The 23,543-nt window shown below is 69.3% G+C and carries 21 protein-coding genes and 2 tRNA genes; 14 read left to right on the top strand and 9 right to left on the bottom strand.

Annotated elements, in window-relative coordinates; all coding sequences use genetic code 11:
• Window positions 1-11 precede the first annotated feature (11 nt).
• Window positions 12-2,276, bottom strand: coding sequence for an arginine/lysine/ornithine decarboxylase (locus QZV97_RS07900; RefSeq protein WP_295640908.1), 2,265 nt, complete (start codon window positions 2,274-2,276; stop codon window positions 12-14).
• 158 nt (window positions 2,277-2,434) lie between these two features.
• On the opposite strand from QZV97_RS07900, the gene QZV97_RS07895 reads away from it, so the two are divergent.
• The 3 genes from QZV97_RS07895 (at window position 2,435) to QZV97_RS07885 (ending at window position 3,944) form a co-directional block, all read left to right on the top strand.
• Window positions 2,435-2,863 carry an NfeD family protein gene (locus QZV97_RS07895; RefSeq protein WP_295640906.1) on the top strand — a complete coding sequence of 143 codons (429 nt, stop codon included), beginning with the start codon at window positions 2,435-2,437 and terminating at the stop codon, window positions 2,861-2,863.
• A 41-nt stretch (window positions 2,864-2,904) separates the two neighbouring features.
• Entirely contained in the window at window positions 2,905-3,822 is a 918-nt protein-coding gene (locus QZV97_RS07890) for a stomatin-like protein (RefSeq protein WP_295640904.1), read from the top strand.
• A 31-nt stretch (window positions 3,823-3,853) separates the two neighbouring features.
• Window positions 3,854-3,944 (top strand) — tRNA-Ser (locus tag QZV97_RS07885).
• A gap of 104 nt (window positions 3,945-4,048) precedes the next feature.
• On the opposite strand, the gene QZV97_RS07880 is transcribed toward QZV97_RS07885, so the two are convergent.
• From QZV97_RS07880 to QZV97_RS07870, 3 genes are all read right to left on the bottom strand, one after another.
• Complete coding sequence (locus tag QZV97_RS07880) at window positions 4,049-5,182, bottom strand: branched-chain amino acid ABC transporter substrate-binding protein (RefSeq protein ID WP_295640902.1); 1,134 nt, start codon at window positions 5,180-5,182, stop codon at window positions 4,049-4,051.
• Between the two features lie 210 nt (window positions 5,183-5,392).
• The gene (locus QZV97_RS07875) at window positions 5,393-5,824 is read right to left on the bottom strand and encodes a DNA polymerase III subunit chi (protein WP_295640900.1); all 432 of its coding nucleotides are present in this window, start codon (window positions 5,822-5,824) and stop codon (window positions 5,393-5,395) included.
• Window positions 5,825-5,852: 28 nt separating this feature from the next.
• Window positions 5,853-7,307 (bottom strand): leucyl aminopeptidase, encoded by a 1,455-nt coding sequence (locus QZV97_RS07870; protein ID WP_295640898.1) that lies wholly within the window; start codon window positions 7,305-7,307, stop codon window positions 5,853-5,855.
• Window positions 7,308-7,334: 27 nt separating this feature from the next.
• Between QZV97_RS07870 and lptF the strand changes: the two genes are divergently transcribed.
• The 5 genes from lptF to QZV97_RS07845 are packed head-to-tail and all read left to right on the top strand — an operon-like array spanning window position 7,335 to window position 12,097.
• Window positions 7,335-8,426, top strand: a complete 1,092-nt coding sequence (lptF, locus tag QZV97_RS07865) for an LPS export ABC transporter permease LptF (protein ID WP_295640896.1) — start codon at window positions 7,335-7,337, stop codon at window positions 8,424-8,426.
• Between the two features lie 8 nt (window positions 8,427-8,434).
• Complete coding sequence (gene lptG, locus QZV97_RS07860; RefSeq protein ID WP_295640894.1) at window positions 8,435-9,544, top strand: LPS export ABC transporter permease LptG; 1,110 nt, start codon at window positions 8,435-8,437, stop codon at window positions 9,542-9,544.
• Window positions 9,541-9,936, top strand: a complete 396-nt coding sequence (locus QZV97_RS07855) for a CbiX/SirB N-terminal domain-containing protein (RefSeq protein WP_295640892.1) — start codon at window positions 9,541-9,543, stop codon at window positions 9,934-9,936. The genes lptG and QZV97_RS07855 overlap by 4 nt, the downstream gene beginning before the upstream one ends.
• Before the next feature lie 27 nt (window positions 9,937-9,963).
• Window positions 9,964-10,917, top strand: coding sequence for a CysB family HTH-type transcriptional regulator (locus tag QZV97_RS07850; RefSeq protein WP_295640890.1), 954 nt, complete (start codon window positions 9,964-9,966; stop codon window positions 10,915-10,917).
• A 4-nt stretch (window positions 10,918-10,921) separates the two neighbouring features.
• Entirely contained in the window at window positions 10,922-12,097 is a 1,176-nt protein-coding gene (locus QZV97_RS07845) for a pyridoxal phosphate-dependent aminotransferase (protein WP_295640888.1), read from the top strand.
• A 16-nt stretch (window positions 12,098-12,113) separates the two neighbouring features.
• On the opposite strand, the gene QZV97_RS07840 is transcribed toward QZV97_RS07845, so the two are convergent.
• Entirely contained in the window at window positions 12,114-14,042 is a 1,929-nt protein-coding gene (locus tag QZV97_RS07840; RefSeq protein WP_295640886.1) for a hypothetical protein, read from the bottom strand.
• A gap of 173 nt (window positions 14,043-14,215) precedes the next feature.
• Here QZV97_RS07840 and QZV97_RS07835 point away from each other — a divergent pair, with 173 nt between their 5' ends.
• Both QZV97_RS07835 and QZV97_RS07830 read left to right on the top strand, forming a co-directional pair.
• On the top strand, window positions 14,216-14,995 hold the full coding sequence (locus QZV97_RS07835; protein WP_295640884.1) for an oxepin-CoA hydrolase, alternative type: 780 nt from the start codon (window positions 14,216-14,218) through the stop codon (window positions 14,993-14,995).
• Window positions 14,996-15,007: 12 nt separating this feature from the next.
• Window positions 15,008-15,709, top strand: coding sequence for a histidine phosphatase family protein (locus QZV97_RS07830; protein WP_295640882.1), 702 nt, complete (start codon window positions 15,008-15,010; stop codon window positions 15,707-15,709).
• A gap of 10 nt (window positions 15,710-15,719) precedes the next feature.
• Here QZV97_RS07830 and QZV97_RS07825 read toward each other — a convergent pair whose 3' ends face one another.
• On the bottom strand, window positions 15,720-16,496 hold the full coding sequence (locus QZV97_RS07825; RefSeq protein WP_295640880.1) for a class II aldolase/adducin family protein: 777 nt from the start codon (window positions 16,494-16,496) through the stop codon (window positions 15,720-15,722).
• Between the two features lie 71 nt (window positions 16,497-16,567).
• Between QZV97_RS07825 and QZV97_RS07820 the strand changes: the two genes are divergently transcribed.
• The 3 genes from QZV97_RS07820 to QZV97_RS07810 are packed head-to-tail and all read left to right on the top strand — an operon-like array spanning window position 16,568 to window position 19,669.
• Complete coding sequence (locus tag QZV97_RS07820; protein ID WP_295640878.1) at window positions 16,568-17,272, top strand: Crp/Fnr family transcriptional regulator; 705 nt, start codon at window positions 16,568-16,570, stop codon at window positions 17,270-17,272.
• A 27-nt stretch (window positions 17,273-17,299) separates the two neighbouring features.
• The gene (locus QZV97_RS07815) at window positions 17,300-18,391 is read left to right on the top strand and encodes a phosphotransferase (protein WP_295640875.1); all 1,092 of its coding nucleotides are present in this window, start codon (window positions 17,300-17,302) and stop codon (window positions 18,389-18,391) included.
• A 30-nt stretch (window positions 18,392-18,421) separates the two neighbouring features.
• Window positions 18,422-19,669 carry an acyl-CoA dehydrogenase family protein gene (locus tag QZV97_RS07810; RefSeq protein ID WP_295640873.1) on the top strand — a complete coding sequence of 416 codons (1,248 nt, stop codon included), beginning with the start codon at window positions 18,422-18,424 and terminating at the stop codon, window positions 19,667-19,669.
• A 16-nt stretch (window positions 19,670-19,685) separates the two neighbouring features.
• On the opposite strand, the gene QZV97_RS07805 is transcribed toward QZV97_RS07810, so the two are convergent.
• The gene (locus QZV97_RS07805; RefSeq protein ID WP_295640871.1) at window positions 19,686-20,441 is read right to left on the bottom strand and encodes a hypothetical protein; all 756 of its coding nucleotides are present in this window, start codon (window positions 20,439-20,441) and stop codon (window positions 19,686-19,688) included.
• Between the two features lie 85 nt (window positions 20,442-20,526).
• On the opposite strand from QZV97_RS07805, the gene QZV97_RS07800 reads away from it, so the two are divergent.
• Complete coding sequence (locus QZV97_RS07800) at window positions 20,527-21,219, top strand: glutathione S-transferase N-terminal domain-containing protein (RefSeq protein ID WP_295640869.1); 693 nt, start codon at window positions 20,527-20,529, stop codon at window positions 21,217-21,219.
• Window positions 21,220-21,280: 61 nt separating this feature from the next.
• Here the strand turns inward: QZV97_RS07800 and QZV97_RS07795 are convergent.
• Together QZV97_RS07795 and QZV97_RS07790 are read right to left on the bottom strand one after the other, a co-directional pair.
• Window positions 21,281-21,356 (bottom strand) — tRNA-His (locus tag QZV97_RS07795).
• Window positions 21,357-21,386: 30 nt separating this feature from the next.
• Window positions 21,387-23,321: a SurA N-terminal domain-containing protein gene (locus QZV97_RS07790; protein WP_295640867.1), complete on the bottom strand. Its 1,935-nt coding sequence runs from the start codon at window positions 23,319-23,321 to the stop codon at window positions 21,387-21,389.
• Between the last annotated feature and the right edge of the window lie 222 nt (window positions 23,322-23,543).

Here is a 23,543-nt window from a genome sequence, read left to right as displayed (position 1 = left end):
CGCCGGGCGGCTCAGGCCGCCACGCAGTCCACGTAGTAGCGGCGCTCGGCGCCCTCTTCGGCCTCTTCCTCGACCAGGCCGTGCACGTCGGTGTCGAAGCCGGGGAAGCGCTTGTTGAAGTCCCGCGTGAAGCGCAGGTAGTCGACGATCTTCTTGTTGAAGCGCTCGCCCGGGATCAGCAACGGGATGCCCGGCGGGTACGGGGTCAGCAGCGAGGTCGTGATGCGCCCTTCCAGCGCCTCGATCTCGACGCGCTCGGTCTTGCGGTGCGCGATGTAGGCGTAGGCCTCGCTCGGCTTCATGGCCGGCTGCAGGTCGGACAGGTACATCTCGGTGGTCAGCCGGGCGATGTCGCCCTTGACGTAGGCCTCGTGGATGCTCTGTGCCAGGTCGCGCAGGCCCATGCGTTCATAGCGCGGATGCTGGGCGCAGAACTCCGGCAGGATGCGCCACAGCGGTGCGTTCTTGTCGTAGTCGTCCTTGAACTGCTGCAGCGCGGTCAGCAGCGTGTTCCAGCGGCCCTTGGTGATGCCGATCGTGAACATGATGAAGAACGAGTAGAGCCCCGTCTTCTCGACGATCACGCCGTGCTCGGCCAGGAACTTGGTGACGATGGACGCGGGGATGCCGCTCCTGGCGAACTTGCCGGCCACGTCGAGCCCGGGGTTCACCACCGTGCACTTGATCGGGTCGAGCATGTTGAAGCCCGGGGCCAGGTCGCCGAAGCCGTGCCACTTGGCGTCGGCCTTGATCATCCAGTCGTCGGGCTTGCCGATGCCGTCTTCCGACAGCTTGTCCGGGCCCCAGACCTTGAACCACCAGTCCTTGTTGCCGAACTCCTTGTCGACCTTGCGCATCGCACGGCGGAAGTCCAGCGCCTCCTGGATGCTCTCTTCGACCAGCGCGGTACCGCCGGGCGGCTCCATCATCGCGGCGGCCACGTCGCAGCTCGCGATGATCGAGTACTGCGGCGAGGTCGACGTGTGCATCAGGTAGGCCTCGTTGAAGAGGTGCCGGTCGAGCTTGACCGTCTGCGAGTCCTGCACCAGCACCTGCGAGGCCTGACTGATGCCCGCCAGCAGCTTGTGCGTCGACTGCGTCGAATAGACCACCGCCGACTTCGGCCGCGGGCGGTACTTGCCCATCGCGTGATAACCGCCGTAGAACGGATGGAAGGCGGCGTGCGGCAACCAGGCCTCGTCGAAGTGCAGGTTGTCGATCCAGCCGTCGAGCATGCCCTTGATGGTCTCGGTGTTGTAGAGCACGCCGTCGTAGGTGCTCTGCGTCAGCGTCAGGATGCGCGGCTTGGCCTTGGCGGACTCCACACCCTGCAGCAGCGGGTGCGCGGCGATCTTGCGGCGGATCGCCTCGGGCTCGAACTCGCTCTGCGGGATCGGGCCGATGATGCCCAGGTGGTTGCGGGTCGGCGTCAGGAACACCGGCACCGCGCCGGTCATGATGATCGCGTGCAGGATGGACTTGTGGCAGTTGCGGTCGACCACGACGATGTCGTCGGGCGCGACGGTGTGGTGCCACACCATCTTGTTGCTGGTGCTGGTGCCGTTGGTGACGAAGTAGCAGTGGTCGGCGTTGAAGATGCGCGCCGCATTGCGCTCCGAGGCGGCCACCGGCCCGGTGTGGTCGAGCAGCTGGCCGAGTTCGTCGACCGAGTTGCAGACGTCGGCGCGCAGCATGTTCTCGCCGAAGAACTGGTGGAACATCTGCCCGACCGGGCTCTTCAGGAAGGCCACGCCGCCGGAGTGGCCCGGACAGTGCCAGGAGTACGAGCCGTCCTGCGCATAGCCCATCAGCGCCTTGAAGAACGGCGGCGCCAGGCCGTCGAGATAGCTCTTGGCTTCGCGGATGATGTGCCGGGCCACGAACTCCGGCGTGTCCTCGAACATGTGGATGAAGCCGTGCAGCTCGCGCAGCACGTCGTTGGGCAGGTGCTGCGAGGTGCGCGTCTCGCCGTAGAGGTAGATCGGGATCTCGGCGTTCTTGCGCCGGATCTCCTTGATGAAGAGCCGCAGGTTCACGACCGCAGGGTCGATCTCCGGGCCGCCGGTGAACTCGTTGTCGTCGATCGACAGGATGAAGGCACTGGCGCGGCTCTGCTGCTGGGCGAACTGGCTGAGGTCGCCGTAGCTGGTGACGCCCAGCACCTCGAAGCCTTCCTTCTGGATCGCGTCGGCCAGTGCGCGGATGCCGAGGCCCGAGGTGTTCTCGGAGCGGAAATCCTCGTCGATGATGACGATGGGGAAGCGGAAACGCAGCATCTCGGGGCCTTTCTGGACAGCGCGGCGAGCTGCCGCCGCGCCGGAAAGCGCGCAGTTTAGGGCTTCGTCCGCGCCGCTTCGACGACCGATCGCTGACAGGGGCGCGGCGTACACTGCCGCGCTACCGCGATGGCGCTTACCGGCGCCGAGGAGACCCGATGGACTGGACTGCCGCCACCTGGTGGTGGATCGTGACCGGCGCGCTGATCGCCGCCGAGATGACCACCGGCACCTTCTACCTGTTGATGCTGGCCCTCGGCGCTGCCGCTGCTGCGCTGTGCGCGCACGCCGGCCTGGGCTTCAGCAGCCAGATGATGGCCGCGGCCCTGGTGGGGGGCGGCGCCGTCGCTGCGTGGCACTTCCGCCGCCAGCGCCATCCGACGACGACCTCCGCGAGCAACGACCGCAACGTCAACCTCGACATCGGCGAACGCGTCCATGTCGAGTCGTGGCGTGCCGATGGCTCGGCCAGCATCCTCTACCGCGGCGCGCAGTGGACCGCGCGCTTCGCCGGCGACGGCGTGCCCGAGCCCGGCGAGTTCGTGATCCGCGGCCTCGACGGCAACCGGCTGCTGCTCGGCCGCTGAGCCTCGCCCCTCCTCCGTTCTCTTCTTCAACTGCCCGAGCCATGGAAATCGTCGCGATCCTCTTCCTCGTCATCGCCGTCATCTTCGTGGCCCGCGCCATCAAGGTCGTGCCCCAGCAGAGCGCCTGGGTGGTCGAGCGGCTCGGCAAGTACCACGCGACGCTGGTGCCGGGGCTCAACTTCCTGGTGCCCTTCGTCGACCGGCTGGCCTACCGGCACTCGCTGAAGGAGATCCCGCTCGACGTGCCCAGCCAGGTCTGCATCACCAAGGACAACACCCAGCTCACCGTCGACGGCATCCTGTACTTCCAGGTCACCGACCCGATGCGCGCGAGCTACGGCGCGTCGAACTACATCGTCGCGATCACGCAGCTGGCGCAGACCACGCTGCGCAGCGTGATCGGCAAGATGGAACTCGACAAGACCTTCGAGGAGCGCAACGCCATCAATGCGGCCGTCGTCAACGCGCTCGACGAGGCGGCGCTGAACTGGGGCGTCAAGGTGCTGCGCTACGAGATCAAGGACCTGACGCCGCCGGCCGCGATCCTGCACGCGATGCAGGCGCAGATCACCGCCGAGCGCGAGAAGCGCGCCCTGATCGCCGCCTCCGAGGGCCGCCGCCAGGAGCAGATCAACATCGCGACCGGCGAGCGCGAAGCCTTCATCGCGCGCTCCGAAGGCGAGAAGCAGGCCGAGATCAACAACGCCCAGGGCGAAGCGGCGGCGATCGTCGCCGTCGCCGAAGCGACGGCCGATGCGATCCGCAAGGTCGCCGCGGCGATCCGCGAGCCGGGCGGCGAGCAGGCCGTGCAGCTCAAGGTCGCCGAGCGCGCCGTCGACGCCTACGGCCAGCTGGCCCAGAAGAACAACACGATGATCGTGCCGGGCCACATGGGCGAGGTCGCGACGCTGATCGGTACCGCGATGACGCTGATCGGCAAGGGCAAGCCGGCCGCCTGAGGCAGCGTGCGTCGCTACAATGCGGCGCTCCGGAGAGATGGATGAGCGGTTTAAGTCGCACGCCTGGAAAGCGTGTGAGGGTTAACAGCCCTCCGCGGGTTCGAATCCCGCTCTCTCCGCCAGATCAAGACGCCACCTGAACGGTGGCGTCGCCGTTTCGGGGTCATGCTGCCGGCCATGAAAAAGGCGCCCCGCGGGGCGCCTTCTCCAGATCGGCAATGCCGACTCAGTTCAGCGGGACCTTCTTGCCGTCCTTGTAGACGTAGAGGGTCATCGCCGGGTTCTTCAGCTCGCCGTCGGCTTCGAAGCCGACCTTGGCGGTGACGCCGGTGTAGTTGGTCTCGACCAGCTTGGCCAGGTAGACCTTCGGGTCGACCGAGTTGGCGCGCTTCATCGCGTCGACCAGGACCATCGTCGCGTCATAGACGTACGGCGAGTAGACCTGGAACTGGCCCGGGTACTTGGCGTCGTACTTGGCCTTCCAGGCCTTGCCGGCGGGCATCTTGTCGAGCGAGGCACCGCCTTCGGCGCACACCACGTTGTTCAGCGTCTTGGCGCCGGCCGACAGCTCGGCCAGCTTGGCCGTGCAGATGCCGTCACCGCCGAAGAACTTGGCGTTGGCCAGGCCCAGCTGCTCCATCTGGCGCAGCATCGGGCCGGCTTGCGGGTCCATGCCACCGTAGAACACGCCGTCCGGGGCCTTCGACTTGATCGAGGTCAGGATGGCCATGAAGTCGGTGGCCTTGTCGGTCGTGTACTGCTCGTCGACGATCTGGATGCCACGCGCCATCGCGGTCTTCTTGAACACCTCGGCCACGCCCTGCCCGTAGGCGGTGCGGTCGTCGATGATCGCGACCTTCTTCAGCTTCAGGTTGTTGGCGGCGTGCAGCGCCAGGCCGGCGCCCAGCGCGTTGTCGTTGGCCAGCAGGCGGAAGGCCGTCTTGTAGCCCTGCTGCGAATACTTCGGGTTGGTCGCCGACGGGGTGATCTGCGGGATGCCGCAGTCGTTGTAGATCTTCGAGGCCGGAATGGTCGTGCCCGAGTTCAGGTGACCGACCACGCCGTTGACCTTGGCGTCGCACAGTTTCTGAGCGGCCGCGGCGCCCTGCTTCGGGTCGGCTGCGTCGTCTTCGGCCACCAGCTCGAACTTGATCTTCTTGCCGCCGATCGTGATGCCCTGCGAGTTCAGCTCCTCGATCGCCATCCGGGCGCCGTTCTCGTTGTCCTTGCCGTAGTGGGCCTGGGCGCCCGAGACGGGGCCGACGTGGCCGATCTTGACCACCTGCTCTTGAGCGCTGACCGCCGTCGCGGCTGCCAGCAGGGTCATCGCAGCGACGATCGCGTTGAGTCTGAGTTGCATGAAGAACCTCCGGGTTGGAAGAGAGAGTTGAGGAAAACGGGTTGTTCTCAACGGCCGAAACCATACTCCAAAACAAGGCTTCGGCCGGCCGGCCGCGCCTAGTGAAAACACCGTCAGCGCCCTCGCACGGAATCGACAACCGCCCGGCTTCCTCGCTAGCAAGGGGCAGACCACGCCCCGCGCCGGTCGACCGGCCGCACGCCCGGTCGGTCAGCCACGGACTTCGTGCGGCCGGATCGCGTAGCCCCGGCTCTCGAGATGGCGCCAGCGCTGCCGTCCCGCCAGGCGACCCGGCTCGTCGCTGCCGACGATCTCGAACAGGCGCTCGAAGCTCTCGAAACCCGGCGCGATCTCCGGCCCCAGGTTGACCAGCACCTCGTGGTGCGGTGCGTCGACGGCGCGCTCCAGCAGCCACACCGGCGTGGCGGCCAGGCGTGCGGCCGGCGCCTCGCCGGCACGCAGCCGGACGTGGGGCACGAAGGCCAGCGGCTCGAAGGTCCAGAGCGCCACGTCCAGCTCGGCCAGCACGCCGCTCGCTCCGGTGACCGCGGCGCGGGCCCCGCGCTGGTAGGCCTTCAGCAGCAGGCGGCAGGCGTAACCCAGCGGGTCCGCCGCCCCGTGATGGAAGTTGACCTCGGTCATCGCGCCCGGCGCGTCGCCCGACAGGGCGTCAGCGGACCTGCGACAGCAGGAAGTGCGTCAGCAGCGGCACCGGCCGGCCGGTCGATCCCTTGGCGGCACCCGACTTCCAGGCGGTGCCGGCGATGTCGAGATGGGCCCAGCGGTACTTGGCGGTGAACTTCTTCAGGAACATCGCGGCGGTGATGGCACCCCCCGCACGGCCGCCGACGTTGCCCATGTCGGCGAAGTTGCTCTTCAGCGCCTCTTCATACTCGTCGTCCAGCGGCATCCGCCAGGCCGGGTCCAGCCCGGCGTCGCCGGCGGCCAGCAGGCCCTGGGCCAGCGAATCGTCGGCACTGAACAGGCCGGTACGATGATGGCCCAGCGCGATCACGCAGGCGCCGGTCAGCGTGGCGATGTCCACCACGGCCGACGGCTTGAAGCGCTCGGCATAGGTCAGCGCGTCGCACAGGATCAGCCGGCCCTCGGCGTCGGTGTTGAGCACCTCGATGGTCTGGCCCGACATCGACGTCACCACGTCGCCCGGCTTGACCGCGCGGCCGCTGGGCATGTTCTCGCAGGTCGGGATCAGGCCGACGACGTTGAGCCTGGGCTGCAGCCGCGCCAGCGCCTGGAAGCTGCCCAGCACGCTGGCGGCACCGCCCATGTCGAACTTCATCTCGTCCATCTCGCCGGCCGGCTTGATGGAGATGCCGCCGGTGTCGAAGGTGATGCCCTTGCCGACCAGCACGACCGGCGCGCTGGCCTTGGCGTCGCCGTCGTAGCGCAGCACGATGAACTTGGGCGGTTCGTCCGAGCCCTGCGCCACGGCCAGGAAGGAGCCCATGCCGAGCTTGTCGCAGTCCTTGCGCTCCAGCACCTCGACCTTGATGCGCGGCAGCCTGGCGAGCTTCTTCGCCTCGGCGGCCAGGAAGCTCGGCGTGCAATGGTTGCCGGGCCGGTTGGCACACTCGCGCGCCAGCGTCACGCCGGCGGCGATCGCCTCACCCCGCGCCAGGCCCGCCTGGACCGACTTGCCCGCCGCCTTGCCGGCCAGCAGGGTGACGGTCTGCAGGGCCGGGGCCGTCGGCGCGCTGGGCTTGGTATGCCGGTAGACGTAGGTCGCGTCGGTCGCGGCGGCCACCAGCGCCTCGGCATGCGCTGCCTCGGCGGTGCCTGCTGCGATCACGGCCACGTGCTTGACGCCCTTGGGCTTGAGCTCGCCCAGCCCGGCGCCGACCGCCGACCGGAAGGCCTTGGCGCTCTCGTCCGCCGCGGCCGCGAAGACCACCCGGGCCGACTTGATGCCGGCCGGGCGGTGCAGGTACAGCGTGCGGCCCGGCTTGAGCGTCAGGTCGCCGGCGGCGATGGCATCCAGCAGGGCCGTCTTCAGTGGGGCGTCGAGGACCTGCTTCTTCGGATCGCCGGCCACCACCACCAGCAGCGCGTCGGCCGCGGTCTTCGAGAGCTTGTCGGTGGTCGTGATCAGAGAGCGAAAGTCCATAATGCGATCCGTTTTGAAGACCAATCGATGTTATTCGATTCCACTCTGCGTCGAGACCTCAGCCGGAGCTTCGGCGCCACCCTGATCGTCATCATGACGATCGTGATCACGATGTTCCTGATCCGCACGCTCGGCCAGGCGGCCGGCGGCTCGGTGGCGGCGCAGGACGTGGCCTTGCTGCTCGGCTACATCGCGCTGGAGAACCTGCCGACGATGCTGAGCCTGTCGCTCTTCATCGCGGTCGTGACGACGCTGACGCGCATGTACCGCGACAGCGAGATGGTCATCTGGTTCGCCAGCGGCGTGAGCCTGCTGCGCTTCGTGCTGCCGGTGCTGCGGCTGGCCTGGCCGCTGCTGCTGCTGGTGGCGATCCTGGCACTCTTCGTCTGGCCCTGGGGCAACCGCCAGGTCGCCGAGCTGAAGGACCGCTACGAACGCCGCTCCGACGTGTCGCGCGTCGCGCCGGGGCAGTTCCAGCGCTCGGCCGACGGCCAGCGCGTCTTCTTCATCGAGCGCGAGAGCGGCGATGCGGCCGGCGCCCGCAACGTGTTCGTGCTCGAGCGCAAGGCCGACTCCGAGAGCGTCACCTCGGCACGCAGCGGACGCATCGAGGTCGAGGGCGACCAGCGATTCATCGTGCTCGAACGCGGCCAGCGCAGCGACATCAACCTCGTCACCGGCGAGCGCAAGTTGGCGCAGTTCGACACCTACCGCGTGCTGGCCGGCGACGTCGCCGCCTCGGGTGACGACAGCCTCCCGCCCAAGGCCCGCAGCACCTGGGAGCTGCTGACCCAGCCCAGCAATCGACATCTCGGCGAGCTGATCTGGCGCATCGGCCTGGCGCTCGGTGGCGTGAACCTGGTGCTGCTGGCGATCGGCCTGTCGGCCGGCAACCCGCGCCGCGCCGGCAGCTGGAACCTGCTGTTCGCGCTGCTCGCCTTCGTCGTCTACTACAACCTGCTGAACCTGAGCCAGGCCTGGGTGGCTGGCGGCAAGCTCACGCCGGGCAACGCGCTGCTCCTGGTCCATGGCGGCATCTTCGTGCTGGCGCTGACGCTGCTGTGGTGGCGCGAGCGCGGCGCCTCGTTCAGCCTGCGCCGGCGGCGCGCGGTCGCCTGAGGCCCGCCATGCGCACCGTGCGCCGACTGTTGTATGCCGACGTGCTGGGCGCCGTCGCCTTCGTCGCGATCGCTTTCCTGGCGCTGTTCTTCTTCATCGACTTCGTCGATGAACTGGGCGACGTGACCCGCGGCGCCTACGGTGTGCAGCACGCCCTGCTCTTCTGTCTGCTGGAGGTGCCGGCGCACTTCTACGAACTGGTGCCGATCGCCGTGCTGATCGGCGGCATCTACGCGATGGCGCGGCTGGCGCAGTCCTCGGAGTTCACCATCCTGCGCACCGGCGGCCTGGGCCCGAGCCGGGCGCTGTCGTTGCTGGCGCAGCTGGGTGTCGCCTTCGCCCTCGTCACCTTCGTCGTCGGCGACTACGTGGCGCCCTACTTCGACGCCCAGGCGCAGGCGCTGCGGGCCGGTCTGCGCGGCGCGGCAGGCAGCGAGAGCGCGTGGTTGCGTGACCGCCGCATCGCCACCGCTGACGAGTCGCCGCCCGGCGAACGCATCGACTCCATCAATGTCGGTCGCGTCGGGTCGGGCGGCAAGCTGGACGATGTGCGCATCTACGAGTTCAGCGCCGACAACCAGCTGCTGGCGCGCGTCTCGGCGGCGCGCGCGCAGGTGGAGGACCGCGCCTGGCTGCTGCAGGACGTGCGCATCACGCGCTGGCAGGGCGACGGGAGCCGGCTGCCGGTCGAGGAGACGCATGCCGAGATGCGCTGGCCGACGCAGCTGTCGCCGTCGGTCGTCGGCGCCGCGGTGTCGCCGCTCAAGAGCATGTCGACGATCGACCTGTACCGCTACGTGAGCCACCTGTCGCAGAACGAGCAGGCGGCGCAGCGCCAGGAGATCCAGTTCTGGAAGAAGGCCTTCTACCCGCTGGCCTGCCTGGTGATGATGGGCCTGGCACTGCCCTTCGCCTATCTGCACGCGCGCGCCGGCGGTGTCAGCGTGCGCGTCTTCGGCGGCATCCTGCTGGGCATCAGCTTCGTGCTGCTGAACAACGTCTCGACGCACCTCGGCCTGCTGCGCGACTGGACGCCCTGGATCGCCGCCGCCGCGCCGGGGGTGTTCTACCTGCTGCTGTCGATGGCCGCCTTCAGCTGGCTGGTGCGCTTTCGATGACTCGGCCCGGCGGCATCCTGCTGTTCGCGCACGGCGCGCGCGACCCGCTGTGGGCCCGGCCCTTCGAGGCCGTCGCCGATCGGCTGCGGCAGAAGGCACCCGCCACGCCGGTGGCCCTGGCCTTCCTGGAGTTCATGGCGCCCGACCTGCCGCATGCCGGCCGCGAGCTGGCCGCTCAAGGCTGCGAGCGCGTGACCATCGTGCCGCTCTTCCTCGGGGCCGGCGGACACGTGCGCAAGGACCTCCCGCTGCTGGTCGATGCGCTGCGCGCCGCTCATCCGCAGGTCGAGTGGCGGCTCGCGGCGGCCGTCGGCGAGCATGCCGATGTCATCGGCGCGATGGCCGACGTCGCCTGGGCGCAAGCCGGCGCACCGACGCCACCCCGCCGATAATCGCGGCCCACCTGCTGCGCCACGCCGATGAACCTGCACCAGTTCCGCTTTGTCCAGGAAGCCGCGCGCCGCAATCTGAACCTGACCGAGACCGCGAAGGCGCTGCACACCTCGCAGCCCGGCATCTCCAAGGCCATCCTCGAGCTCGAGGGCGAGCTCGGCATCGACATCTTCGCGCGCCATGGCAAGCGCCTGAAGCGCATCACCGAGCCGGGCCGCCAGGTGCTGGCCGCGGTCGAGATCATCATGCGCGAGGTCGGCAACCTCAAGCGCATCGGCGAGGAGTTCAGCCAGCAGGACACCGGGACGCTGTCGATCGCCACGACGCACACGCAGGCGCGCTACGTGCTGCCGGGGCCGGTGGCCGCCTTGCGCAAGCGCCATCCCAAGGTCGCGATCAGCCTGCACCAGGGCACGCCCGAGCAGGTCGCGCAGATGCTGATCGACGAGACCGCCGACGTCGGCCTCGCCACCGAGTCGCTCAGCGACTTCGATGCCCTGGTGACCCTGCCGTGCTACGACTGGCATCACGTCGTCGTGCTGCCGCTGACCCATCCGCTGTCGGTCCAGGAGCGGCTGACGCTCGAGCAGCTGGCGCAGGAACCGTTGATCTCCTACCACCCCTCGTTCACCGGCCGCACGCGCATCGACCAGGCCTTCGCCGCACGCGGGCTCAAGCCCAACGTGGTGCTGGAGGCCATCGATTCCGACGTCATCAAGACCTACGTGCGGCTGGGCCTGGGCGTCGGCATCGTGGCCGAGATGGCGGTACGCGACGACCCTGCCTGCGCGCCGGGCGGCGACCTCGTCACGCGTCCGGCCGGCCAGCTGTTCGGCAAGAACGTCGCTCGCCTCGCCTTCAAGCGCGGCGCCTACCTGCGCAGCTTCGTCTACAGCTTTGCCGAGCTGCTGTCCGACCGCCTGACGCGGTCGCTGATCCAGCGTGTGATGCAGGGCGGCGGCGAGAACTACGAACTCTGAGTCCATGACCGTCGTCCACCGCACTCCCTTGCCCGCCAGCCGCTTGCCGCAGGTCGGCACGACCATCTTCAGCGTGATGTCGGCGCTGGCCCAGGAGCACGGCGCCGTCAACCTGGGCCAGGGCTTCCCGGACTTCGACTGCGATCCGCGGCTGGTCGATGCGGTGGCGCAGGCGATGCGGGCCGGACACAACCAGTACCCGCCGATGCCCGGCGTGGTCGCGCTGCGGGAGGCGGTGGCCGCCAAGATCGAGGCCTTGTACGGTCACCGCTACGACGCCGGCAGCGAGATCACCATCACCGCCGGCGCGACCCAGGCGATCCTGACCGCGATCCTGGCACTCGTCCATCCGGGCGACGAGGTGATCGTGCTGGAACCCTGCTACGACAGCTACGCGCCCAACATCGAGCTGGCCGGCGGGCGCGTGGTGCGCGTCCCGTTGACGCCCGGCAGCTTCCGCCCGGACTTCGACCGGCTGGCCGCGGCGCTGACGCCCCGCACGCGGGCGCTGATCGTCAACACGCCGCACAACCCCAGCGCGACCGTCTGGAGTGCGGCCGACATGCGTCGGCTCGCCGCGTTGCTGCAGCCGACCGACGTGCTGCTGATCGCCGACGAGGTCTACGAGCACATGGTGTTCGACGGCGCACCGCACCAGAGCGTGTCGCGCTTCCCGGACCTGGCGGCGCGCGCCGTCGTGGTCTCGAGCTTCGGCAAGACCTTCCACGTCACTGGCTGGAAGGTCGGCTACGCGGCCGCACCGGCCGCGCTGATGGCCGAGTTCCGCAAGGTGCACCAGTTCAACGTCTTCACCGTCAACACGCCGGTGCAGCATGCGCTGGCGGCTTACCTTGCCGATCCCCGGCCCTACCTGGACCTGCCCGCGTTCTATGCCGCCAAGCGCGACCGCTTCCGCGCCGGCCTGGCGGACAGCGGGCTGGCGCTGCTGGCCAGCGAAGGCAGCTACTTCCAGTGCGTCGACTACTCCGCACTGCCCGCGCACCGCGAGCGCAGCGAGCTCGACTTCTGCCGCTGGCTCACGATGCAGGCCGGCGTCGCGGCCATTCCGCTGTCGGCCTTCTATGACGGAGGTTTCGAGCAGCGCGTCGTGCGTTTCTGCTTCGCCAAGCAGGACGGCACGCTGGACGAGGCGCTGCGGCGCCTCGCGAGCCGGCTCTAGCCGGGACGACCCGCGGTCAGTGACGCTCGCCGCCGGACTCGGGCGGCTTGGGCTCCAGGTCCTCGAGCGTCAGGTCGATCTCGAGCGGCTTCTGCGCGTCGGGCTGGGCCGGCAGCGTGGTCGTCGCGAGCAGGCGCTCGAACACGCCGCTGTGGATCTCGCCAGGCTCGGCGTCGCCGATCGGCAACAGCAGGTCGACGGCGCCACCGTTCTCGACTTCCGACCGGTCGCGCGCCACCGAGTAGAGCAGCATCAGCTCGCGGTAGGCGGGCAGGTCGAAGCTGCCGGCGCTCGCACTCCCGGTGCTGGTCTCGCCGCCTTCGGCGCGCAGCAGCGAGGCTTGCAGCACGTCCATCGCGCGCTGGGGTTCGGACCACAGGTTCTGCAGCCGATCGATCACCGTCGGGTACTCGTCGAGCGAGCGCCCCCCCTGCAGGTCGGTCTCCCAGGCCGGGGCGTAGGCGTTGAAGCGGCTGTTGAAGCGCTCGCGCAGCTTCTCGTAGTCGTTGCGGTCGCCGCGGCGCTTGTAGATCTCGAGCAACTTCAGGTAGGGCAGCGGGCTGTTGCCGGCGGTGCTGCGCAGATGGCCCAGCAGCAAGTCCACCGCCGCGGTGTCCTGGCCCAGCACGACGAAGAATTCGGCCTGCTGCTCGAGGTCGATCAGTTCCTCGACCGAGACCTCGCGCTTCTGCGGCGTCGCCAGCGGCGCCAGCGCCGTCAGGGCGCCGGACATCGAGGCCGGGCCGGCCCGCGTCGCTGCCAGCGTGTCGTCGAAACCGTCGATCTCGTTCGGCTTGCTGACCCAGGCCTTGAGCGTCGGCACCGGCGCGAAGGCGATGGCCTCCGCCGTGGCGGCGTCGTCGGAGTCGACCCGTGTCGCCGGGCCGCGCGGCTTGGGCTCTGCTGCCGCCTGCACCAGCCAGGCGTGGGCCTCGGCTTCCTGCTGACGCTGCCGCCACAGCCACAGCACCAGGCCGAGCAGCAGGGCGATCAGCGCGACGAGCGCGTAGACCAGCGGGTTGTTGTAGCGATCACCCTCGGCGCGCTGCAGTCGCGACTGCAGCGTACCGAGCTGCTGATTGGTGCTGGCGGTCTCGGCCTGCAGTCGCTTCATCGAGGCTTCGAGTTCCTCGACACGCCGACGCGCGGCCGCTGCGGCGCTGGCCGCGCTGGCCGCTTCCTCGGCAGCGGCGGCCGATGCTGCCGTGGCGGCCGCTTCGGCAGCGCTGGCCGCCGCGCTGGTCGCAGCAGCCGCGATCACGGCGCTCGGCTCGATCGGCGTGAGCCGCAGGCGCGCCGTGTTGTCGGCCGGCCGGCGGGGCGCAGCGGCGCGTGGCTTCGCCGTGGCCGTCGCGCCCGAGGCCGTCGCCGCGCGCTGGCGCGCCGGCGGCGCCACCGCACGCAAACGGGCCGTCGGCTCGGCCGCAACGGCCTGGGCCATGGCGCCGGACGTCGGCGGCAAGGCCTGCGCGGCCGGGTTGACCGGCGCAGCGGCGGGAGAGGGTTCGACCGACGCACCGGTGCTGCCCGCGGCGACGACCGATGGCGCCTCGGTCGCCAGCACCAGGGGAGGATCGGCAAACAGGGTGAAGCGCCTCACCACGCGGGCGCCGCAGCCGATGCTGATCTCGACGTTGACGACCGGCTCGTCGACCCGCGTCGTGGTGGCCAGGCGCAGGTTGCGATCGGTGACACCGGGCGGCGCCGGATCCAGGCGCAGCGAGGTCGTTCCGGGTTGCTGCAGGTTGTCGGCGAAGGAGACCGAACCGGACAGGCATTCGGGCCGCAGTTCCTCGTCGGGCTCGAGCCGCAGCGGGATGCTGAGTTGCAGTGGTTGACCCAGCGTGGCCGTCGAGGGCAGGCGGCCGAAGCCAACCGCCAGCGCAGCCTGCGCGATCGCCCCAAGACCCAGACCTACCAGTAGTTGACGCCCGCCGAGCTGCATGTCTCTTGTTGTGACTGTCGCGACTGACTCTAGCATGCTGCCATGCGGCGACCGGCCTCCCACCGGGCCTCGCGGGCCCTCGATCGCGGGAGGCATGCGGCGCTCGCGCGACGCCCGGCGCGAACCTGCGTGACACAATTCTCGCCTCGACGAATCCGGGCCTGCCGCCGACGATGACCGCCGAACTGCGCACCGAGCGACGCGACGCCACGCTGCTGCTGACCATCAGCGATCCTTCCGCGCGCAATGCGCTGTCGCCGCAGGTCTATGCCGCCGGCGTCGAAGCGCTCAACGTCGCCGAAGCCGATGCGGCGGTTCGCGCGGTAGTGCTGCGCGGCGACGGCGCCCACTTCTGCGCCGGCGGACACCTCGGCCGCCTGTCCGCCAACCGGCAGCAAGGTCGCGAGGCCCAGCAGCGCGCGATCGGGATGTTCCACCAGTTCATCGGCGCGCTGCGCAGCTTCCCGAAGCCGGTCATCGCCGCGGTCGAAGGAGCAGCCGCCGGCGGCGGCTTTTCACTGGCCCTGGCCTGCGACCTGATCGTGGCGGCCGAGGACGCCCGCTTCTCGCTCGCCTACGGACGCGTCGGCCTGTCGCCCGATGGCGGCGGCAGCTGGCACCTGGCGCGCGCACTGCCGCGGGCGCTTGCCCTCGAGTTGCTGTGGCTCGGCGAAGCGCTGACGGCGCGCGAGCTGCAGTCGCGTGGCCTTGTCAATCGCGTGACAGACAGCGGCCAGGCGCTGACCGAAGCTCTGCGCGTCGCGCAACAGCTCGGCGCGTGCGCGCCCAATGCGGTGGCCAGCGCGAAGGAGCTGCTGAACGAGGCCGGCTCGAACTCGCTGGATCAGCAGCTGGATGCCGAACGCGATCACTTTCTGGACAACCTCTTCCATGACAACGGTGCCGAAGGCCTGCAGGCCTTCTTCGACAAGCGCTCGCCGCGCTTCCGGTAGCGGGGCGTGCCGATGAAGCCGGCAGCGCGCCGGCGCATCTACCTGATGCGCCACGGCTCGGTCGACTACTTCCTGCCGGACGGCAGCCCGGTACATCCCGAGCGCGTGCCGCTCAACGCCGAAGGCGAGCGCCAGGCCGATGCGGCCGGCCGGCTGTTCGCGCAGTGCGGCGTGCGCTTCGATCGTGTCGTGGTCAGCGGCCTGCCGCGCACCGTGCAGACCGCCCAGCGCGTGCTGGCAGCGGCCGAACAGGCCCTCGAACCGCTGGTCGAGCCGGCGCTGCAGGAGATCCGTGGCGGCCGGCTCGCCGACATCCCGCCCGACGAGATCGAACAGGCCTTCCTGGGCGCCTTCCGCGGCGGCTCCGGCATCGAGGCCCAGCGCTTTCTCGGCGGCGAGTCGATCGGCGAGCTGCTCGACCGCGCCCTGCCGGCCTTCGCCGCCTGGCGCGCGCGCGACGACTGGCAGTGCCTGCTGATGGTGCTGCACGGCGGCGTGAACCGCGCGCTGCTGTCCACCGCACTGACCGGCGAGCGCGCCTTCTTCGGTCGGCTCGAGCAGCAGCCGGCCTGCATCAACGTGCTCGACGTCGGCGCCGGCGACGAGGCCGTGGTGCGCGCCGTCAATCTCGCGCCCACGCAGTGGCTGCACGAGCGCGAGCGCTACACGACGATGGAGAAGCTGCTGGCGCAGTACCTGCGCCAGCCGGCCTGAGCGGGCCGCTTCAGCTGCGGTAGCTCGGGTCGATCCGGTCCAGGCGCCGCAGCAGGCCGGGCCAGGCCAGCGCCCCGGCCCCCTGCCCGCGCGTCACCTGCATCGCCTGGCGCGCCGAGGTCGAGACGATCTCCGGGGCGATCGTCGTCAGCGGTCCGCCACCGGACTGGGCCCGGACCTGGATCGTGCAGACCGCCTCGAAGAGGTACATCGCCACCACCGCGTCGGCGACCGTCGCGCCCAGGGTCAGCAGGCCGTGGTTGCGCAGCATCAGGTAGTTCCTGTCGCCGAGGTCGGCCACCAGGCGCGGCTTCTCGTCGTCGCGCAGGGCCACGCCTTCGTAGTCGTGATAGGCCAGGCTTCCCAGCACGAAGATCGACTGCTGCGAGATCGGCAGCACGCCGTCCTTCTGCGCCGACACCGCGACACCGTTGAGCGTGTGCGTGTGCAGCACGCAGGCGGCGTCGTGGCGGGCCGCATGGATCGCGCTGTGGATCGTGAACCCGGCCGGGTTGACCGGGTAGGGCGAGTCGTCCAGCTTGTTGCCGGCCAGGTCGATCTTGACCAGGCTGGACGCCGTGATCTCGTCGAACATGAAGCCGTAGGGGTTGATCAGGAACTGGTCCTCGGTCCCCGGCACGCGCACCGTGACGTGGGTGAAGACCAGGTCGTCCCAGCGGAAGTGCGCGACCAGCCGGTAGGCCGCCGCGAGGTCGACACGCGCCTGCCATTCGGCGGGCGTCACGTCGTGCTGGCGGCTCGGAATCTTCGGTTCGGGGGCGTTCATCGGCGGTCTCCTTGGCGTGGACAACAATAGGCGCCTGGACGGACGCCATGCTGTCACGTCAGGGACAAACGATGAATACCCCCGCTCTTACCATCGCCGAACAGAAGAACATCGACTCGGGCCCTTGGTTCAGCAAACTCTCGCCGACCCTGAGGGCAGCGATCCTCGAGCGCTCGCAGATCCGGCGGCTGCCCGACGGGGCGCTGTTGAGTTCGCGGGGCGCCCCTGCCGACGAATGGGTCGGCGTCGCCAAGGGTGCGGTGCGCGTGAGCTCGGTGTCGCTGTCGGGCAAGCAGATCACGCTGACCTATGTCGAACCCGGCACCTGGTTCGGCGACATCGCGCTGTTCGACGGCCTGCCGCGCACACACGACGCCAACGCCCACGGCGAGACCACGCTGCTGGCGGTGCGCAAGGGCGACTTCCGCGACCTGCTGGCGCAGTACGTCGAGCTGTACGACGCCCTGCTTCGCCTGCAATGCCGGCGGCTGCGCCTGATGTTCGACGTGTTCGAGGACCTCAACACCCGCCCGCTCGCGGCCCGGCTCGCCAAGCAGTTGCTGCTGCTGGCCCGCAGCTACGGCATCGCGCAGGGCGAGGAGATCCGCATCGGCCTGCAGCTCGCGCAGGAGGATCTGGCGCAACTGCTCGGCGCGTCGCGCCAGCGGGTCAACCAGGAGCTCAAGGGCTTCGAGCGCGACGGCGCGGTGCGGGTCGAGCCGACGCGGCTGGTGGTGCTGTCGCGCCAGAAGCTGCTCGCGATCGCGGAACGATAGAACGATAGGACGAGAGACCCGCCCCCGATGGACGCCTACACCGGAACCAAGCCCGTCGCCGCCCAGCATGCCTTCGACAAGGGCGCCCTCCAGGACTACCTGGGACGCCATCTCGACGGCTTCGCCGGCCCGCTGGAAGTCGAACAGTTCAAGGGCGGCCAGTCCAATCCGACCTTCAAGCTCGTGACCCCCGGCCGCAGCTACGTGATGCGGACCAAGCCCGGCCCGGTCGCCAGGCTGCTGCCGTCGGCCCATGCGATCGAGCGCGAGTTCGCCGTGATGCGCGCGCTGGCCGGCAGCGAGGTGCCGGTGGCGCAGATGCACGTGCTGTGCGAGGACGAGGCCATCATCGGCCGCGCCTTCTACGTGATGGAGTTCGTCCAGGGCCGCGTGCTGTGGAGCCAGGCCCTGCCCGACCTCACCCCGCCCGAACGCGGCGCGATCTACGACGAGATGAACCGCGTGATCGCCGCCCTGCACCAGGTCGACTTCAAGGCGTGCGGCCTCGAGGCCTATGGCAAGCCGGGCAACTACTTCGAGCGTCAGATCGGCCGCTGGACCCGGCAGTACCAGGCCTCGATCACCGATCCGATCCCCGCCATGGACCGGCTGATCGAGTGGCTGCCGGCGCACATCCCGGCCAGCGCGCTGGACGCGTCGCAGGTCGGCATCGTGCATGGCGACTACCGCCTCGACAACCTCATCTTCCACCCGAGCGAGCCGCGCATCCTCGCCGTGCTGGACTGGGAGCTGTCGACGCTGGGGCATCCGCTGGCCGACTTCAGCTACCACTGCATGAGCTGGCACATCCAGCCTGGCGCCTTCCGCGGGATCGGCGGCCTGGATCTCGCCGCGCTGGGCATCCCGAGCGAGGCCGACTACATCCAGCGCTATTGCGACCGGACCGGCCGTGCGGGCTCACGAGGAGGCGCTGACGCGCTGGTGACTGACTGGAACTTCTACCTCGCCTACAACCTGTTCCGCATGGCCGGCATCCTGCAGGGCATCGCGAAGCGGGTCGTCGACGGCACCGCCGCGAGCGAGCAGGCGCGACAGGCCGGCGCGGGCGCCAGGCCACTGGCGGAGATGGGCTGGGCGATCGCGCAGAAGATGCGCTGAGCGATCGCCGACACACACAGGAGAGACGGCATGGACTTCGACTACTCGCCGCGCACCAAGGACCTGCAGGCACGCGTGTCGGCGTTCATGGAACGCCATGTCTATCCGAACGAGGCCGCGTACTGGAAAGAGATCGACGACAACACGAAGGCCGGCAAGCGCTGGACGCACCTGCGACTGATCGACGAGCTGAAGGCCAAGGCGCGCGCCGAGGGCCTGTGGAACCTGTTCCTGCCGGCGAGCGCCGACGGAACCCACAACACGTCGGGCGACTACGGCGCCGGGCTGACGAACCAGGAGTACGCGCCGCTGGCCGAGATCATGGGAGCCGTGCCCTGGGCCAGCGAGGTCTTCAACTGCTCGGCGCCGGACACCGGCAACATGGAGACCATCGTCCGCTACGGCACGGCCGACCACAAGAAGCGCTGGCTCGAGCCGCTGCTGCGCGGCGAGATCCGCAGCGCCTTCGCGATGACCGAGCCAGCCGTGGCCTCGAGCGACGCGACCAACATCGCGTCGCGCATCGAGCGGCAAGGCGACGACTACGTGATCAACGGCCGCAAGTGGTGGATCTCGGGCGCCGGCGACCCGCGCTGCGCGGTCTACATCTTCATGGGCAAGACCGACCCGGACGCACCGCGCCACAGCCAGCAATCGATGATCCTGGTGCCGGCCGACGCCCAGGGCATCACCATTCACCGGCCGCTCCAGGTCTTCGGCTACGACGATGCGCCGCACGGCCACTGCGAGATCAGCTTCGACAACGTGCGCGTGCCGGCCAGCAACATCCTGCTCGGCGAGGGCCGCGGCTTCGAGATCGCCCAGGGCCGCCTGGGCCCGGGCCGCATCCATCACTGCATGCGCCTGATCGGCCTGGCCGAGCGTGCCTTGCAGCTGATGTGCAAGCGGGCGTCGTCGCGCGTCGCCTTCGGCCGCCCGGTGGCCGACCAGGGCGTGACGCGCGAGCGCATCGCCGAGGCGCGCTGCCGGATCGACATGGCGCGCCTGCTGACCCTGAAGGCCGCCTGGATGATGGACGTGGCCGGCAACAAGGCGGCCAAGCAGGAGATCGCGATGATCAAGGTCGTCGCCCCCAGCATGGCCTGCCAGGTCATCGACTGGGCCATGCAGGCGCACGGCGGCGGCGGCATGTGCGAAGACTTCCCGCTGGCCTACGCCTATGCCGGTGCGCGCACGCTGCGCTTTGCCGACGGACCGGACGAGGTGCACCGCAACGCGATCGCCAAGCAGGAACTCGGCAAGTACGCCCCGGCCTGACGCGACGAGCGCGGGCTCAGCGCTCGTCGCCGCGGACGCTGTCGTCGGGGTAGCTCGACGGCAGGTGGCTTTGCCAGGCTGTCGAGCCGGTCGTCGGCCAGTGCTGCTGGCCCGAGGCGCCGTCGGCCGACGCGAGTGCGCTGCGCGCAGCGGCCTCGAACAAGGCCAGCACGCCGTCGAGCATGGCCGAATCGGGGGACAGCGCCTCGAGCCGCAGGTAGATGCGGCCGCGCAGGGTCATCAGCACCATCGGCTCGTCCTGGGCCAGCCAGCTGCGGGTGGCTGCATCGAGCTGGGCGATCAGTTCGGCGCCGAGCCAGTTGGACAGGTTCTCGGCCGAGCTGGCCGTCGCCGAGAAGCGCGAGCGCAGCGGCTTGAGCGCCGACAGCTGCGTCTTCGGGAACATCGCGAGCCAGCGCATCTCTTCGGGCATGCCGGAGTCGATCTGCGTCTGCATGTCCTGCGTGAACAGCGCGTAGGCAGCCTGCTCGAGCTCTTCGGCCAGCCCGCGAGAGGTGATCAGCATCTGCAGGCTCTGGGGCAGTCCCAGGTCCATGCGCAGGCGCAACTCGCGGTCGAGCAGGTAGGCGCGCTGCGGCGTGCCCCACTCCATGCGCCACGCCGTGCCGTGCATGGTGCCTTCGATCACGACCCCTTCGTCGTCACGCACGCGCTTGGCCATCCAGCCGCGCTGCCGGGCCCAGGCGTGCAGGGCACGGCCGTCGGGCCCGCCCCGCTTGCCACCGATCCAGCGTTTGAATGACTCGAGCATGGGTCTGTGCGATGGAATAGAGTGGCTGCAGGCCGCTCGGCCGCTCGGCCGCTCGACGACCGACCCATCCACCGAGGCTCCGACGATGATCGAAGTGTATTCCTGGGCCACGCCCAACGGCCACAAGGTCCACATCATGCTCGAAGAGTGCGGTCTGCCTTACCGCGTCCACGCGGTCGACATCGGCGCCGGCGACCAGTTCAAGCCGGAGTTCCTGGCAATCAGCCCCAACAACAAGATCCCCGCCATCGTCGACCCCGACGGGCCGGACGGCGAGCCGATCTCGATGTTCGAGTCGGGCGCGATCCTGCTGTACCTCGCCGCCAAGACCGGACGCTTCCTGCCCACCGAGCTGCGCGACCGCTATCGCGTGCTCGAGTGGTTGATGTTCCAGATGGGCGGCGTCGGCCCGATGCTGGGGCAGACGCACCACTTCCGCATCTACGCGCCCGAGAAGATCGGCTACGCGATCGACCGCTACACCAACGAGGCGAAGCGCCTGTACGGCGTGATGAACAAGCAGCTCGCCCGCCACAAGTACATCGCCGGCGACGAGTACGGCATCGCGGACATCGCGATCTTTCCGTGGTTGCGCTCCTGGAAGAACCAGGGCATCGACTGGAACGACTACCCTCACCTCAAGGGCTGGTTCGACGAGATCGGCGGCCGTCCGGCCGTGCAGCGCGGCGTCGAGGTGCTGGCCAATCGCCGCAAGCCGCTGGTCGACGAGCAGGCGCGCAAGATGCTCTTCGGCAGCGAGCAGTACAAGCAGCGCTGACTTTCGCTGTCGCACCGGCAAAGAAAAAGGGCCCCGAACGGGGCCCTTCGCATCATCGTTTTGGGGTGGCTGATGGGACTCGAACCCACGACAACAGGAATCACAATCCTGGACTCTACCAACTGAGCTACAGCCACCACCGAAGGCGGCAAGTATAGCGGACCGACTCAGCGCGACGTGCCGCCACCGGACGTGTCGGACTCCTTCGCGACACCGGTGATCTGGACCTTGTAGCGCTCCTTCAGTGCGGCGTAGTAGGCCTCGGCCTCGGCGGCGCCCCAGACCTGCGCGTACTGGGATTGAAGGCGCGGCAGGTCACCGAGGGCCGGGTCGCGCGGCAGCAGCTTGTCGATCCGCACCACCGCAAAGCCCTGCACGCCGAAGTCCACGCCGGTCCAGCCCGGCAGCGGCGACGCCGGCGCCTTCATCACCGCGTCGATCAACTCCGGTGGGAGCGTCTGCGTCAGCCCGCGCGACACCGGCATGGCAGGCTCGAGGCCCTCGGGCGCGGCGCCGCCGCGCCAGGCAGCGAGCCTGGCTTCGCCTTCCTTGCGCGCGAGCGCCGCGGCCTGGTCGGCGATGACGCGTTGGCGCACCAGATCCTTCACCTCGGCCAGCGGCAGCTTGCGTGCCGGGGCGTACTCGACGATGCGGCCGGCCGCCAGCTGGTTGCCGCCGAGATCCACCGTCTCGGTGTTGCGCTTGTCGCGCAGCACTTCGGCCGCGAACAGCGCACTCAGGAACTTGACGTTGGCCAGCGGGCCGGCGGCATCCTGGGCCGGCGTGCGCGTGACGGCCTTCGCGCTGCGGATGCTCAGCTTCAGCTTGTCCGCTGCGGGCTTCAGGCTGTCGGACTGTTCGTAGACGAGGTTGCTGAAGCTTTCGGCCGCCTCGGCGAACTGGCGCTGCGCGAGTTGCTGCTTGATCTCGTTGGCGATCTCATCCTTGGCGGCCTCGAAGGGCTTCTTCTCGCCGCCTCGCACCGCCGTCAGCTGGATCACGTGGAAGCCCGACTCGCTCTGCGCGACACCGCCGACCTCGCCGACCTTCAGCGAGAAGGCCACGTCCTCGACCGCCTTGTCGATGGCGCCACGGGCGAAGAACACGCCGATGTCGCCGCCCTGAGCGGCACTCGGATCGTCCGAGTTCTTCTTCGCCAGATCGGCGAAGCGGCTCGGGTCCTTCCGGGCCTCGGCCAGCAGGCCTTCGGCCTTGGCCTTCGCCTTCTCGCGCTCGGCCGCCGGCGCACCCGGCGCCAGCTTCACGACGATGTGACTGGCGCGCCGCTCTTCCGGCGTGGTGTAGCGGCTGGCGTTCTCGGCGTAGTACTTGCGCAGATCCTCGTCGCTGACGCTGATGCCGGCCTTGATCGCTTCCATGTCGAGCACGAGGTACTCGATCGACGCACGCTCCGGCGTGTCGAACTCGCCGGCGCGCTTGGGGGCGTTGTAGTAGGCCTCGACGTCGGCGTCGGTCGGCTTGACCTTGTCGACGAAGTTCTTCGTCTCGAAGCGTGCCACTCGCACCTCGCGCCGCTGCAGCAGCGCGTCGAGCGCCGCTTCCGTCACCCCCACCGGCGCCACCGCGCTGCCACCGATGCCGGTCTCGACCTGCCGCCGCGCCAGCTCCAGGCGCAGGTCCTGGTCGAACTGCGCGCCGCTCATGCCGAGCGCCGCGAGGCGCTGGTCGATCAGGGCCCGATTGAGGCTGCCGTCCGGATTGCGCAGCGACTCGAACTGCGGTGCGTCGAGCAGCCAGCGCGCAGCGCGTTCGTCGCTCGCCGTGAGGTGCAGCTTGTCGGCCGCGACCAGCATCACGCGCTCCCGGACCAGGCTCTCCAGCGTCTGCTGCTTCATCGCCGGGGTGTCGACCAGCTTGAGATCGAGGTTGGGCGACTGCGCGCGCAACTGCTCGACCTGCTTGCGGTGGGCGGCATCCCACTCGGCCTGCGTGATCGAGCGGCCGGCAACCTTGGCCACCGACACGTTGGCGGCGTTGAACGTGCTGTAGCCCTCGATGCCGAAGAACACGAAGGCCGGGAAGATCAGCAGCACCAGGATGAACTGGAAGAGCCGGGTGTGGGAACGGACGAACTCGAACATCGGGAGACCTCGGTGGCGGAATGCACCGGCCAGATGCGACGAAGGCGAACCGAGGTTCGCCTTCTTGCGCGGAGCCGGCGCCCGTCATGCAGCCCTCTGCATGGAACGGCACGGCTGGATTCTAGCGAAGCGGCCGGGCTGCCCGATCGGGCCGGCGCGCGCTTGCTTGGTGGGTGCTGAGGGGTTCGAACCCCCGACCTACGCCTTGTAAGGGCGCCGCTC

This window comes from uncultured Methylibium sp. (genome assembly GCF_902826655.1).
GTDB lineage: Bacteria > Pseudomonadota > Gammaproteobacteria > Burkholderiales > Burkholderiaceae_C > Methylibium.
The sequence above is the reverse complement of the archived record's forward strand: the minus strand, read 5'-3'. Positions and strand labels throughout refer to the sequence as shown.